Consider the following 13,044-nt stretch of genomic DNA (forward strand, 5'->3'; position numbering starts at 1 on the left):
ACATGCAAGGACTTAAAAGAACAGCGTACCCACAGATTCATAGTATTAATGCAATGAATGATTCACTCAACGATGAACAAAAGCTACTAAAAAAAGATTTAAACGAAGGAATTAAAAACGCCAAACTTTCATACGTAGAAATAAAAGAAGTTCTCTACCTAATTGATAGAGAACAACATTACCTAGCTAATCATCGTCGTTAGATTTGAATTGACTAAAAAAATCCTTATTAGCTTTTTCAGAATCAGCAATGTACTTTTCATACTGTTCCTTAGTTCCGCCAAGAACATATTCAGTATTGTAATAAGCTTGTCCGTTATCCAAAATATCAATCAATTTTGTGCCAACGTGAACAAGTTCCCAACCATCTTTAAGAAAGCTATTAGCAGATTTTTCAGCTACATCATCATAAAAAGTTAAAAGATGATAATAATTTTTCATAATTTATCCACCTCCTTAGGTTGATAACAATATTATACATGAAAGGAGCATAAAACCACATGCAAGATTTACAAGTAGTAGAACATAACAATGAATTTTATGTAGACAGTCGAGAAGTAGCGGAGATGGTAGATAAAAGACACGCAAACTTAGTGAGAGATATTGAAAATTATCAAGAGTTGTTGAGTCAAAACTCAAATTTGAGTTCTGATGAATTCTTCTTAGAAAGCACTTATCAAGCAGGAACTGGTAAACAATACAAACACTACCTACTCACTAAAAAAGGTTGCGACATGGTAGCAAACAAAATGACAGGATCTAAAGGCGTTTTATTCACTGCAATGTATGTAGACGCATTTCATAAAATGGACGAGCACATTAAACAATCACAACTGAACGTGCCACAAACACCTATGCAGGCATTAGAAATGATGTTCAAAGTACAAAAGAACCAAGAACAATTCAATAAAGAGATGGAACGTCAAATCACAGGTATTCGTCACATCGTAGGTATTGAAACGAAAAACTAGCGTAATGACACAAATAAAATTCTATCAGCTATCGCTCAACACCTAGGTGGCGGGGACATGCATAAGAAGATTAAGTCGGAAGCATATAAAGCATTAGAAGAAAAAGGGCGTTGTAATTTAAAAATCCGTATGCAAAACCGAAAAGGCAAAATGTTAGCGAATGGCGCTACTAAAACCCAGATTAATAAACTGTCTAAGTTAGATGTTATTACTGACGAACCTAGACTTATTGAAATTTACATTTCAGTAATTAAGAATATGGCGATTAAATACGGTGTAGATATTAGCCAGTTTGAAATTTAGGAGGAGTATAAATGACACCAGAACAAACAAACGTCCTCACACTTATTTATTACTACTTAAGACAAGAAGCCGCTGATGATTATGAAACATATGAACATGCTATTGAAAAAGATGGAAAGGTAGAAATGATAGAAATCAGCAGAGAACAACATTTAGCAGAAGTTATGCATTGGGCAGAACAAGAGATTGAAGAACATTTTAAACTTGTGCCTGAACCAAACCAGTAACAACATCCTACCCACAATCGAGCGGAATTTAAGGAGGAAATGGAATGAGCATTCAAGAAGCAACAAAGTTAGCTACGAAAGAACTATTAACAATGACACGAAAAGAATGGAAAGAAAGTCATCAAGCTCAAGTGTTACCAACGAATGATAGCTTTTTAAACTGCATAGTGTCAAGTAATGATGGAAAACATCTCATTAGACATTGGCAACCTTCAGCAGATGACTTAATGGCAGATGATTGGGAGGTTATCAACCCAATCAGAGACCAGGAATTATTGAAGCAATTTTAGAAATGCTATCAATTATACTTTTTAAATTATTTTTAAACTCATTTTCGAAATAAACAATAGTTTTATCTGAAATAGTCACATGATAAATGGTGTTATCTGCAAAAATACCATTCAGGAATCCATGCTTTTTAAGTTTTTTCAAATCATTTTCTACATCCTCAAAATGTAGTTTTTGAAAATGTTTAGAGTATATATCTTCCGCACTTTCAAAATTATTACAAGTTAGTTTAACAACTCCAGACTTAACACATTCTAAATAATTTTTATAAAGTACTGACAAAATATACTGTTGATCTTTAGTAAGTACTTCGAATTCATCGGTTATCAAAGTCATAGTATCACCTCCATAACAGGAGTATAGCAGAAAATTTATGAATAAAACCCACAATCGAGCGGAATTAAGGAGGTGAAATATATTGAGCGAAGAAGGAAAGAATGAATTGAAAGCGATATTCAATGATTATAATTATCGCTTAACTAAATCTAAATTTTTATTACTAGCTTTGAAAAAAGGAAGCTCTGATTATAATCGTTCAGTCGGCTATCTTATAAGGGCATTGAATGAGAATAACCGACCGAATGAAGAGGCTAAAACACAATCGAAATTATCAGTGCTGTTATCGATACTAGCAATGACAATATCGATAGTAGCAGCGGTATTGCAAATTTTAAGTTAAAGTTTTCGAAGAATTCTCTACCTTCGTTAGTAATATAAACATATTCATCATGAATAGGAAAGCAGCCATCAAAATCAACTATTATTTGATGAATAATTTTTTTATTTAATAAACGTTCAATGTCTCTATTATCTTTGTATTTCAACTTTCCCTTAAGATAAAGAGAAAATAAATAACAGTACATTTTGAAGCTCACATAAATCACCTCCCCAGGTGATTATATCAAAATAATCAAACGAACAGATTCAAGGAGGTGAAACAAAATGAGCAAACTCAAAACAATCAAAATAGCACTCCTCTTATATATCGCTGCAATGATATTAGAGAAAGTGCTGAAAAGAAAAGATCATGGAATTAAATTATCCGTAAATAAAAAGGGTGCTTCTATAAAAAACTTTTGAATTAAAGAACGTAATTATAGATTACTCATCAACAACGAGTTCTTGAATTAGATCCACTAAAGCAACATGTTCAACATGACGAGTTACTAGTTGTTTTAATACAAATGATTTTGCTTGTTTATCAAGATTAGGCAATTCGTTATCAATTAAATAAATATAGGATTGTTTAGTTTCGAAATCATTTTCATGTTGGTTAATAGCAGACTCTAACTTAGATTTATAAATTTCAAAAAATTCATCTTTAGTCATAGTTATCACCTCCTTAGGTTGATAACAACATTATACATGAAAGGAGACGCTATTATGATCATCAATTATTTAAGTATAAAAGATATACAGATACTAGCAGGTGTTAGTAAAAGTAAAGCATCCACCATTGTTAGAGAGTTAAACAGCCAACTTGAAGAAGAAGGCTTTATTGCAATTAGAGGAAAACTCCCTATCCAATTAGTGAGAGAAAAATTCCCTTACTGCGATTTATCGGATGAAGTAATTAAAGAGTTAAAAGAAGCTAACATTTAAATAGGAGATATATAAATGAAATCATTCTGGATCGCATACGCATTCTGCTTTGCAAGCACATTCACACTGACACTTATCACACAAGATTTCATCATATCCGCAGCGTGGTCATTGCTTTTATCGTTAGCGGTTTATCTCTTTTTCGATGTATGGTATTTCGAAGAAGATGAAACAGAGGAAGCAGTCGATGACGGCGAAGAGTATATTACGTTATTTACAATTAAGTATTAAAAAAGACTGCTAGCAACGGCAATTGCTAACAGTCAGGGTGTAATGTTTTAGAAACTTTTCACCCTCTAAATTATCAAATTCAGGAGGAATAATCAAATGTATTTTGAACAAGGCGCAGTAGTGCGTCATAAATTCAAGGTAGACGGCTTTGAGTTTATGAGAGAAATCGCAAGAGAAGATGATCATATCAGTATTTTAATTTCGACTGTAAATAATGTTTACGTCACAAATACAGCAGTCGCCAGTTTATCAGATATTGAAACTGCAGAAGAGATTATTAAACAAGATGTATATACATTTATTGAAGAACAGACAGACGAACTCGACAAAATCATGGCTTACTTTTCGAAAGGGTGGTCATAAAGATGAAGATAAGATTAAAAAAACTAAGAATTGAAAACTTTGCAGGTATTACAAAACAAACTTTTAACTTTGGAGATAACAACACAAATATTTACGGTGCTAACGCAAGCGGAAAGACAACAACTGCAGTCGCATTACAATGGTTGTTGTTTGATAAAGGCTTAGACGGTACGACTAAATCATTCAACTTAGTACCGCTTGATAAGAATAATCAAGAACAGTACGAATTGACACCGACAGTCACCGCAGAAATGGTACTGAATGATAAACCATTAACACTACGTAAAGAGTCACACGCAAAATATACAACTAACGCTAAGACGAACAGAAAAGAGTACAGTCGCAGCAGAACTAAAAAGCAATATGTAAATGAAGAAAGTTTGAAAGTTACTGAGTACAAAAACTACATTCAATCAATTGTAGATGAAGATGTATTTAAACTGGTTACTAATCCAGAAGCGTTTAATACATTGGATTGGAAAAAGCGTAGAGAAATCTTGTTCCAAATTGCAGATCCAATCAGTGATGAAGCAATTATCGAAACAGATGATGAATTAATCGGTATCAATGATATCTTATCTGACCATGATATCGAAACGAAAAAGAAAATATTAGGCGATAAAATCAAACAAATCAATAAGGATATTAAAGATATCCCTACACGTATTAATGAAGCACAAAAAGGATTGCAGGAAGTAGAACCATACAACGAAGATGATTACAAAGCAGCAATCAAACAGATTGAAGAGATTAACAACAAAATTTTAGAAGTTAAAAATGGTAAAGCTGACATTGATTTACGTAACCAATTAACTGACAAACAATCTGAATTAAAACGTTTAGAACAGAATTTCAGTAATGATACTGAAGATAAAATTCATTCACTTACAAATAAATTCAATACTGAAAACAGTACGGTTATCAACGCTGAATCAACTATAAAGAGATTACAAAATGAGTATGAACATGAAGCTAAACGCAGAGAAACATTATTAAAAGATTATAAAGATATTCAAACACAAATCAAAGAAGTGTCCGCTAAACAGTTTGAACACACTGATGACACGATTTGTCAGTGCTGCGGACAAGAGTTGCCGAAATACCAAATCGAACAAGCTAAAGAAAAAGCGTTCAACATTTTCAACAAGCGTAAATCAGAAGAATTAGAGAACCTTAAAGCTAAACAAGGATACACGTTAGAGCAAGGTAAATCTATTAAGCCGACATTAGAGAACATTCAAAGAGAAATCGAGAAACAAAAGCAATTATCTAATGAAGCGGTAGAGAAATCTAATTCTATTGATAAGAAAATCAAAGCATTAAAAGCAGAAGCAGTTGATGTGACACAAACAGATGAATACCGACAAATCATGCAAGATATTGCAGACATCAGCAACAAGCGAAAAGATATTGCTTCGGAAATAAATCAACAGGTTGAAGAACTTGAAGAAGAATTGAAAACAGCTGAAAGCAAGAAATCAGAAATCGAATCAATCAAATATGTAGAACAGGCAAACGAACGTACACAAAACAGAGTGTTAGATCTGCGAACAGAAGAAGATAACTTGCTTGATGAAAAAGAAGAGCTATCTGAGCAATTGTACAAATTGAACAAATTCACTAACACGAAAATTGAAATGCTGACAGACAATATCAACAACAAATTCAAATACGCCGAATTCAAGCTATTCAATCAATTAGTTAACGGAGATACGGAAGAAACATGTATTACTACTGTTAACGGTGTTGAGTATGATTCGGGCTTAAACAACGCAGCACGTATCAATGTTGGTTTAGATATCATCAATACTTTAGGCCGATACTATGAGATTGAAGCACCTATCTTTATCGATAATGCTGAATCGGTTACAAAACTGATTGAAACAGATGCACAACAAATCAGATTGATTGTCAGCGGAGATGATCAACAACTTAGAGCGGAGGATGTTCAATGAAATACGAATTAGGTGATTTTGTACAAATAAAAGCCAAATGGCAAAAAACAAGAAAGAGTATTGGTCCAGATGATTTCAGAAAAGAGAACCAACGAAAAGAATTAGCAATCAGAAGTAAAACAAGTTGTGAAGAAAAAGGATTTATCTGTGGTCATCGTTACGGAGTTGTACAATCTAAAACTTTTATGAAGGTCAGTGAAACCGAAATAAAAGAAACAGGATTCAGAACCATCAAAGTTTATTTAGTCGCAACAAGAATGAACTGTATTTATGAAGTGAGTGCAGAAGATATTCAACTAATCAAAGACATGGAGGAATTAAGATGAGTAACAATAAATTACAAAAAGTAGAAGAGCAATTATTAGCGGAGAAGAACATTTCTGACAGCGTTCTGAACAAAGTTAAGGTTTTAGAAGCGAAAGGCAACTTAGAACTTCCAAAAAACTATTCACCAAGCAATGCTATGAAGCAAGCATGGTTGAAAATCAGTCAAGATTTCAAATTAGCTAAGTGTACAGAAGCAAGTACAGCCAATGCATTGCTGGACATGGTCACACAAGGGTTAAATCCTGCAAAAGACCAATGCTACTTCATTCCATACGGAGATAAGATGCAACTTCAAAGAAGTGTATTCGGTAATATCTTATTGCTCAAACGTGATGCAGGTGCTAAAGATGTTGTAGCACAAATCATTTACGAAGATGATAGCTTTAAACAAGAACTAGATTCTGTCGGTCGTATCAAAGGTATTAAACACGAACAAGATTTCTTTAATATCGATAAAAACAAAATCAAAGGTGCATACTGCACAATCGTATTTGAAGATGATCGTGAGAATTATATCGAAGTTATGACAATGGACCAAATTGAACAAGCATGGTTGCAGTCATCAATGATTAAAGACGAAGCAGCACTAAAAAAATCAAAAACACATAACAACTTCAAAGAAGAGATGGCTAAGAAAACGGTCATCAATCGTGCTGCTAAACGTTACATCAACACTTCATCTGATGATGGACTTTTAAGATTTGCACAAGAATCAGAAGAACGTCAACGCAAAGAAGTCTTTGATGCAGAAGTCGAACAGAATGCAAACAAAGAAGAAATTGATTTTGAAGAAGCAGTTTACACAGAATATCAAGAACCTGCAAATGAACCTAAAAATGAAGCATTTCAAAAAGAAGAGCCTGCAGAGGAAGTCGGAGAGGATGTTGAGCCATTTTAATACAAGTATTTTCAACTGGCTCACAGGGGAATAGCTATCGCATCAGTGATGGCTATACCTCACTCTTATTGGAAGCTGGTATAAACTTTCGCAATGTTCAGATAGCATTAACATTCAAGACTAGAAAACTTGCAGCATGTCTTATCACACATGAACACGGTGATCATGCTAAATATGTAAAACAATATATAAACCACGGAATTACAACTTATATGACACAAGGTACAAAAGATGCATTAAACATCAACAGTCACAGATTATGTACTTTAAAAGCCAAACAAGAGTTAAGAATCGGAACATGGTCCATTCTACCTTTCGAAGTAGAACATGACGCTAAAGAGCCTGTAGGCTACCTATTCAAAAGCGATTATGGTTATAAGGTCCTTTACCTTACAGATACAAAGTACGTTAAATACAAATTCAAAGGTATCACTCACATGATGTTAGAAGTCAATTACGTATATGAAAAGATGCTGCAGAATGTCAAAGACGGTGTACTTCATAAAGCGTTATCTAATCGAGTTATGGAAAGTCATTTCAGTTTAGAGAATGCAGTTGAATTCTTAAAAGCGAATGATCTAAGCAAACTGCAACAAATCAATCTTATTCATCTAAGCAGCACAAATGCAGATGCTGAACGAATTAAAAATGAGATACAACAGGTGTCTGGTGTGCCTGTATACATTGGAGGAAATTAAATGATTAATAGAGTCGTATTAGTAGGCCGTTTAACTAAGGATCCTGAATACAGAACGACACCCTCAGGCGTAAGTGTAGCGACTTTTACTCTAGCGGTTAATCGTACGTATACGAATGCGCAAGGGGAACGTGAAGCAGACTTTATTAACTGTGTTGTTTTTAGAAAACAAGCAGAAAACGTAAGCAATTACTTGTTTAAAGGAAGTCTTGCAGGCGTTGATGGTCGCTTACAATCACGTAGTTATGAGAATGACGAAGGAAGAAAAATATTTGTTACAGAAGTATTAGTGGACAGTGTTCAATTTTTAGAACCTAAAAAAAGCCAAAAAACACAACAAGACAGCTACTACAATGCAAACAACACTAAACAGCAATATGGCCAAAATAATACAAATCAGAAGCAATCAGTTAATGATAATAATCCATTTGCAAATTCTAATGATCCAGTCGATATCCAAGATGACGATCTTCCCTTCTGATTTAGTTAGTAAAAGAGAGGAGGGTGTAACATGTCTGGTTGGATAAGTTTGCACAGAAGCGTTGAAAATCATTGGTTGTATCAAGAAGATAGAGTCTTTTCAAAGTTTGAAGCATGGTTGCATTTGCTGCTTGAAGCTAATCATAAAGACAACAAAGTGACCATCGGTAATCAACTTGTAGAGGTTAAAAGAGGGCAAAAGTTAACAAGTGTTTTGACCTTATCTGACCTTTGGGGTTGGTCACGTACTAAAACAAATTCATTCCTAGAACTACTAAAAAAAGACAACATGATAGACATCAAAAAGACAACAAAATACACCCTTATAACCATTGTGAATTATGACTTTTACCAGAGTGATGAAGGTAGAAAAAAACATCAAATTGAACAACAAAAAGACATCAAAAAAACATCAACTGAACAACAAAAAGACATCAAAAAAACATCAACTGAACATCAAAAAGACACAAACAATAATGTTAATAAAGATAATAATGTAAATAATGATAAGAATGAGAAGAAGGAGAAGAAGATAAATGCCTTCGACTTCTTCCAAGAAAATGGATTCGGAGTATTAAATCAATATACTGCTGAAGATATGAATTATTACATTGAATCATTTGATAACGATTCAGATGAAATTGTACAAGCAGCATTAAAGATTGCATTAGACAGAAACAAAATAAGTTGGGGTTATGCAAAGAGTATTCTTAAAAATTGGTTAAATGCCAATTTAAATTCTATGGAAGAAATCAAGGCTCATGAACAACAGCAGAAAGCACAACGTACAAATAATAGAAATCACTACAATTCTAATACTAAATCAAAAGAGATTACACCTGAATGGTTATTAAATCCAGAGAAGAAAAATAATAAGAATGTTGATGCTGATTTAGAAAAAGATTCTGAAGCATTTATAAAACATCTCAAAGAATCGTGGAGTGAAGATTAGGAGGAATCGCAATGAAGATTCATGAACTCAACAATTACGACCGAATCATTATCTGGCAAGAAGATGATCAAGAAGAAGGTCAATGCGGAACAGTCATTCAGTTATTCAGACAAAACTTCGATACACATGCTGCATACGTATTGTTAGATGGAACTACTGAACAAACAATCATTACTAATGATAATTACTTCGATAAATTACCTATCTCTTTTAAAAAGGGTGATAGAAATGGAATTCAATCTATTTGATGAACATGGCAACAAAGTCTTTGTTATCGAAACTGATAAAGACAGATACAAATTGACAGGTGTTAATGAATGGGAAGGCAGACGTTGGAACTTTGATTTGAACGAATTGCACACATTCATGGAAAACAATCAACTTACCAAAGATTATCAAACAGACATCTACGAAATGTTAGGAGTGTAAACAATGGGATTAATTGAAGGGGCTAAAAAGAAATACTATCTCAAAAATAAGTATGGAGAAATAGCATTCAGTGTTATACCGCTTGCTGAAGATACCAACTATGTAGGCAATATGGCAGGTATGCATTATCAAAAAATGAAAACTATCAAAACAGATAAGGAATTAGCAGAGTTTATTAAAGCTAATGATCTGGTGAAGTGATGAGAGAACTTACAAACACAATTAAACAACGATTTAAAACAGACACACGAGGACTCAGTTTAACGCAGCTAGAGCAAGAGTTACAAAGCAGAGGTGTAAAAGGGTTTGTGATTGACGCAAGCCCCTCACGCATTACTGCAATCGTTGCTAGAGAGGATTATTTGAATAACAGGAGGAATTGGAATGATACCTAAATTCAGAGAATTTGATAGAGAAAGACATAGAACTGATTATCAGAAAGGCATGAGTTATGGTGAACAACGAGACTTTGATATGGGATTCACTATTTGGTTCGACCATATTGAAGACCTGGATTTAATCGAAAAAGATGGCACTATTAATAGAATTGTGATGATGTCGACTGGTCTGAAAGACAAAAACGGAAAAGAAATTTATGAGTCGGATATTGTGAGAAATTCATACGGTGAGTTATATGTTGTGGAATGGTTAGACGGAAGTTTTGTATTAACTGAATTTTATAACGGAGGTTACGACCACTGTTATATAAACAATCCGACAGAATATGAGGTCGTAGGCAATGTATATGAAAATCCGGAATTAAGGGAGGAATAGTGGAATGACTTATAAATACATGGAAAAACAAGCAGAAGGTGCTAAAGCATTGGCAGAAAAGTACCCGCACATGCAATCACACCAAGATATTTACCAAGAACATGTAGAGGTGCTGGAAAAAGCAAAGGCGTTTGATGAGATTTTGCGTCATGCAAATGATGAGTATAAAGCACCAGAAACAGTGGTACTGGAACCGCAAGAGAAAGCAATTATTAAAACTGATCTAGCAGTTAATATTCCTAAAGGGTATGTGGGATTACTTACTTCACGCAGCGGTGTAAGCAGTAAAACACACTTAGTTATTGAAACAGGTAAGATTGACGCAGGCTTTCATGGCAATATGGGGATTAACATTAAGAATGATGCGCAAATATATTCAACAACTAATGAACAATGTTTTGATATACAAGGAGAAATGGAGAGTTCTTTTGTAAATGATGCTAAAACCAAACCATTCATTATAAATGATTACTACAAAATCAACAAAGGCGATAAACTAGCTCAATTAGTCATTGTACCTATTTGGACGCCAGAGTTAGAAGAGGTAGCTGAATTTGATATAAAAAGCACACGTGGTACAAACGGATTCGGTAGCACAGGATATTAAACAGCTTGGCGGTTCGTCCGCCTTGCTTTTAGGAGGTAATACTATGTTTGGATTAATTAAAGAGGTTACAGATACATTTAGTTTTAGTGAATGGAATGTACTTTGGGTTGATGATAAAGGTGAATCGCATGGCAAGCGTTTTTATTATAAAACAGAAGCTCGTAAATTTTACGATAGCTTGCCGTATATCAATAAAAAGATGGAAAGAGTAGGGTGGTAAACAATGATTAAACCAATACTCAAACTAATCTTAACGCTTACACTATACGAAGCAGCTAAATACATCACTGAACAGCTTATCATTTACCGTACACAGAACGATGATGTGGAAGCACCTGCAGACTTTAACATTAAAACAGAGGAGAGTGATTAAATGGAAGATATATTATTTACTATTATATTGATAGTTTCAATCATTTGCTACACCGTTTATAAGATAGATTGCAACCATGTGAATAAGACTAAGAATAATTATTACACTGGTGGGTTAACAAACCCTGAAACAAAACAGCCGGACCCTAATCTTATAAAGTGGCTGGATCATCATAGAATTTCACCTAAACCAGAGAAAGCACCGACGCCACCGAAGAAAGACAAAAGTATAAGAGTACCTTATAAGAGTTTGGCTAAACCAAAGAAAGATAAAGGTACAAAAGTACCGCCAGGAAAGGAACGTGAGTGATTGATGTGGATAGCACTAACCATTCTCTTCGCTCTCCTCTCTCTTGTGCTTTACATGGCGAATAGAGAACTGAATGAAGAATTGGAATTGAGGGATAGAATTATAGAAGTATTGAGAAAAGATAAGTAAGTGGAGGAATTAGATGTACACAGAAATAGAGATTAAAGATATGATGTTTGATTACCACTGGATGCGTAAGCTGGTAGACGAAAAGGTTTATGAGTATGACAGTACATCTATCGGACAGTATGGTATTGAATCAGCAATGCCTAAAGCACAAGGAACTACTGGTAATAAAGTATTAGTGAGAGTTATACGCAATGATAAGGATTACCGCAAGACACAAGAGTTAGTAGATAAGTTAGCATTCATAGATAGTTACGAAGAGTATATCAGCAGCGATAAGAACTACCACTTACTTCAGTTGATTAAGATAGGTAAGAGTGTTAATGATATCAAACGTATTATGAAGATGGGATACAATAAGATAATGCATCATGTTGATGAGATAGTTAATGTGTACATTATCCAACAGAAGAGAAGCAAGATGTTAGAAGACTGATAGGACTGTTAGGACTGATGAGACTGATAGGACTGATAAGACTGAAGTTGCAATTGCTATATTCATATTATTATAATTGAGTCATAGCGATATTAGTACACGAGATATAACATGTTATCTGTTATGATTCTTATATCTGGCACTGACAAAGAAGTTCGTTGATCACTAAGTTACTATGTAAATGAAAATACTATATTATAACTGAGGCACATCATTAACATGATGTGTCTTTCTTTATGCTTGATATAAGCAGAGAGGCATGGTGGTCAGATGTTAAGTAATACATCATATCATTGAAGAGGTAAGCATATGAGCAAGTACTCAGACTATATAGACAGACGTGATGAGAACCGTAAGTTCTATATGCGGGCAAAGTGGCGTAAGACACGTGAGCAAGTATTAAAACGCGATCATTATGAATGTGTACACTGCAAAGCAGAAGGTAAACTCACGATTAATCAACACCAATCTTTGGAAGTGGACCATCGCATACCTTTAGAAGAAAGGCCAGATTTAGCATATGACTTGGATAACCTGCAAACTTTATGCAAATATCATCACAACAAAAAACATGGCAGATTTGAATTTAATAAAAATAACAAGAAAAACAAATATAATGATGAAAAATGGTAATGGAAATTATAAAATAAATATTTTCATATAAAAATATTAAATACCCCCCCGGCTCAAAGAATC

At 34.0% G+C, this 13,044-nt stretch carries 27 protein-coding genes and 1 pseudogene; 25 read left to right on the forward strand and 3 right to left on the reverse strand.

Annotated elements, in window-relative coordinates; all coding sequences use genetic code 11:
* Window positions 1-2: 2 nt before the first annotated feature.
* The gene (locus tag ACFCT9_RS12430) at window positions 3-203 is read left to right on the forward strand and encodes a hypothetical protein (RefSeq protein ID WP_070864624.1); all 201 of its coding nucleotides are present in this window, start codon (window positions 3-5) and stop codon (window positions 201-203) included.
* Here the strand turns inward: ACFCT9_RS12430 and ACFCT9_RS12435 are convergent.
* Window positions 187-441, reverse strand: a complete 255-nt coding sequence (locus tag ACFCT9_RS12435) for a hypothetical protein (protein WP_412519705.1) — start codon at window positions 439-441, stop codon at window positions 187-189. The genes ACFCT9_RS12430 and ACFCT9_RS12435 overlap by 17 nt on opposite strands.
* Window positions 442-500: 59 nt before the next feature.
* Between ACFCT9_RS12435 and ACFCT9_RS12440 the strand changes: the two are divergent.
* From ACFCT9_RS12440 to ACFCT9_RS12450, 3 genes and pseudogenes are all read left to right on the forward strand, one after another.
* A pseudogene (locus tag ACFCT9_RS12440) lies at window positions 501-1,274 on the forward strand (Rha family transcriptional regulator).
* 11 nt (window positions 1,275-1,285) lie between these two features.
* Window positions 1,286-1,501 carry a pathogenicity island protein gene (locus ACFCT9_RS12445; RefSeq protein WP_412519707.1) on the forward strand — a complete coding sequence of 72 codons (216 nt, stop codon included), beginning with the start codon at window positions 1,286-1,288 and terminating at the stop codon, window positions 1,499-1,501.
* A 44-nt stretch (window positions 1,502-1,545) separates the two neighbouring features.
* Window positions 1,546-1,791 carry an MW1434 family type I TA system toxin gene (locus tag ACFCT9_RS12450; RefSeq protein ID WP_412519709.1) on the forward strand — a complete coding sequence of 82 codons (246 nt, stop codon included), beginning with the start codon at window positions 1,546-1,548 and terminating at the stop codon, window positions 1,789-1,791.
* On the opposite strand, the gene ACFCT9_RS12455 is transcribed toward ACFCT9_RS12450, so the two are convergent.
* Window positions 1,760-2,125 carry a hypothetical protein gene (locus ACFCT9_RS12455; RefSeq protein ID WP_070684229.1) on the reverse strand — a complete coding sequence of 122 codons (366 nt, stop codon included), beginning with the start codon at window positions 2,123-2,125 and terminating at the stop codon, window positions 1,760-1,762. The genes ACFCT9_RS12450 and ACFCT9_RS12455 overlap by 32 nt on opposite strands.
* Window positions 2,126-2,207: 82 nt before the next feature.
* On the opposite strand from ACFCT9_RS12455, the gene ACFCT9_RS12460 reads away from it, so the two are divergent.
* Together ACFCT9_RS12460 and ACFCT9_RS12465 are read left to right on the forward strand one after the other, a co-directional pair.
* Entirely contained in the window at window positions 2,208-2,468 is a 261-nt protein-coding gene (locus ACFCT9_RS12460; protein ID WP_412519711.1) for a hypothetical protein, read from the forward strand.
* Between the two features lie 263 nt (window positions 2,469-2,731).
* Window positions 2,732-2,869 (forward strand): hypothetical protein, encoded by a 138-nt coding sequence (locus ACFCT9_RS12465; RefSeq protein WP_412519713.1) that lies wholly within the window; start codon window positions 2,732-2,734, stop codon window positions 2,867-2,869.
* 21 nt (window positions 2,870-2,890) lie between these two features.
* On the opposite strand, the gene ACFCT9_RS12470 is transcribed toward ACFCT9_RS12465, so the two are convergent.
* Entirely contained in the window at window positions 2,891-3,118 is a 228-nt protein-coding gene (locus tag ACFCT9_RS12470) for a hypothetical protein (RefSeq protein ID WP_023015315.1), read from the reverse strand.
* A 54-nt stretch (window positions 3,119-3,172) separates the two neighbouring features.
* Here ACFCT9_RS12470 and ACFCT9_RS12475 point away from each other — a divergent pair, with 54 nt between their 5' ends.
* From ACFCT9_RS12475 to ACFCT9_RS12565, 19 genes are all read left to right on the forward strand, one after another.
* Window positions 3,173-3,391, forward strand: coding sequence for a hypothetical protein (locus ACFCT9_RS12475; RefSeq protein ID WP_105988757.1), 219 nt, complete (start codon window positions 3,173-3,175; stop codon window positions 3,389-3,391).
* Between the two features lie 15 nt (window positions 3,392-3,406).
* Window positions 3,407-3,622, forward strand: coding sequence for a hypothetical protein (locus tag ACFCT9_RS12480; RefSeq protein ID WP_106421056.1), 216 nt, complete (start codon window positions 3,407-3,409; stop codon window positions 3,620-3,622).
* 96 nt (window positions 3,623-3,718) lie between these two features.
* Window positions 3,719-3,985, forward strand: a complete 267-nt coding sequence (locus tag ACFCT9_RS12485; RefSeq protein ID WP_412519716.1) for a DUF1108 family protein — start codon at window positions 3,719-3,721, stop codon at window positions 3,983-3,985.
* A gap of 2 nt (window positions 3,986-3,987) precedes the next feature.
* Complete coding sequence (locus ACFCT9_RS12490) at window positions 3,988-5,940, forward strand: AAA family ATPase (protein ID WP_412519718.1); 1,953 nt, start codon at window positions 3,988-3,990, stop codon at window positions 5,938-5,940.
* The gene (locus tag ACFCT9_RS12495) at window positions 5,937-6,266 is read left to right on the forward strand and encodes a hypothetical protein (RefSeq protein WP_412519720.1); all 330 of its coding nucleotides are present in this window, start codon (window positions 5,937-5,939) and stop codon (window positions 6,264-6,266) included. Before ACFCT9_RS12490 ends, ACFCT9_RS12495 begins: the two co-directional genes overlap by 4 nt.
* Window positions 6,263-7,165: a recombinase RecT gene (locus ACFCT9_RS12500; protein ID WP_412519722.1), complete on the forward strand. Its 903-nt coding sequence runs from the start codon at window positions 6,263-6,265 to the stop codon at window positions 7,163-7,165. Before ACFCT9_RS12495 ends, ACFCT9_RS12500 begins: the two co-directional genes overlap by 4 nt.
* 68 nt (window positions 7,166-7,233) lie before the next feature.
* Window positions 7,234-7,863 carry an MBL fold metallo-hydrolase gene (locus tag ACFCT9_RS12505; protein ID WP_412519724.1) on the forward strand — a complete coding sequence of 210 codons (630 nt, stop codon included), beginning with the start codon at window positions 7,234-7,236 and terminating at the stop codon, window positions 7,861-7,863.
* The gene (gene ssb / locus ACFCT9_RS12510) at window positions 7,864-8,343 is read left to right on the forward strand and encodes a single-stranded DNA-binding protein (protein ID WP_412519726.1); all 480 of its coding nucleotides are present in this window, start codon (window positions 7,864-7,866) and stop codon (window positions 8,341-8,343) included.
* A gap of 30 nt (window positions 8,344-8,373) precedes the next feature.
* Entirely contained in the window at window positions 8,374-9,294 is a 921-nt protein-coding gene (locus tag ACFCT9_RS12515) for a DnaD domain-containing protein (RefSeq protein WP_412519728.1), read from the forward strand.
* Window positions 9,295-9,305: 11 nt separating this feature from the next.
* Window positions 9,306-9,542 (forward strand): hypothetical protein, encoded by a 237-nt coding sequence (locus ACFCT9_RS12520; RefSeq protein WP_412519730.1) that lies wholly within the window; start codon window positions 9,306-9,308, stop codon window positions 9,540-9,542.
* Entirely contained in the window at window positions 9,523-9,723 is a 201-nt protein-coding gene (locus tag ACFCT9_RS12525) for a hypothetical protein (RefSeq protein ID WP_412519732.1), read from the forward strand. Before ACFCT9_RS12520 ends, ACFCT9_RS12525 begins: the two co-directional genes overlap by 20 nt.
* 3 nt (window positions 9,724-9,726) lie before the next feature.
* The gene (locus ACFCT9_RS12530) at window positions 9,727-9,924 is read left to right on the forward strand and encodes a DUF3269 family protein (RefSeq protein ID WP_412519734.1); all 198 of its coding nucleotides are present in this window, start codon (window positions 9,727-9,729) and stop codon (window positions 9,922-9,924) included.
* A 183-nt stretch (window positions 9,925-10,107) separates the two neighbouring features.
* A complete protein-coding gene (locus ACFCT9_RS12535) occupies window positions 10,108-10,497 on the forward strand; it encodes a YopX family protein (protein WP_412519736.1) in 390 nt (129 codons plus the stop codon).
* 4 nt (window positions 10,498-10,501) lie between these two features.
* On the forward strand, window positions 10,502-11,104 hold the full coding sequence (locus tag ACFCT9_RS12540) for a dUTP diphosphatase (protein WP_412519738.1): 603 nt from the start codon (window positions 10,502-10,504) through the stop codon (window positions 11,102-11,104).
* A gap of 43 nt (window positions 11,105-11,147) precedes the next feature.
* Window positions 11,148-11,324, forward strand: coding sequence for a hypothetical protein (locus ACFCT9_RS12545; protein ID WP_412519740.1), 177 nt, complete (start codon window positions 11,148-11,150; stop codon window positions 11,322-11,324).
* Window positions 11,325-11,327: 3 nt separating this feature from the next.
* A complete protein-coding gene (gene rinB, locus ACFCT9_RS12550) occupies window positions 11,328-11,477 on the forward strand; it encodes a transcriptional activator RinB (protein ID WP_412519742.1) in 150 nt (49 codons plus the stop codon).
* Window positions 11,478-11,786: a hypothetical protein gene (locus tag ACFCT9_RS12555; protein WP_412519743.1), complete on the forward strand. Its 309-nt coding sequence runs from the start codon at window positions 11,478-11,480 to the stop codon at window positions 11,784-11,786.
* 142 nt (window positions 11,787-11,928) lie between these two features.
* Complete coding sequence (locus ACFCT9_RS12560) at window positions 11,929-12,348, forward strand: hypothetical protein (RefSeq protein WP_107539616.1); 420 nt, start codon at window positions 11,929-11,931, stop codon at window positions 12,346-12,348.
* 309 nt (window positions 12,349-12,657) lie between these two features.
* Window positions 12,658-12,981 (forward strand): HNH endonuclease, encoded by a 324-nt coding sequence (locus ACFCT9_RS12565; RefSeq protein ID WP_412519744.1) that lies wholly within the window; start codon window positions 12,658-12,660, stop codon window positions 12,979-12,981.
* The last annotated feature ends 63 nt before the right edge of the window (window positions 12,982-13,044 follow it).

The sequence above is a fragment of the Staphylococcus simulans genome (assembly GCF_047037175.1).
In the GTDB taxonomy this organism is placed as follows: domain Bacteria; phylum Bacillota; class Bacilli; order Staphylococcales; family Staphylococcaceae; genus Staphylococcus; species Staphylococcus simulans_C.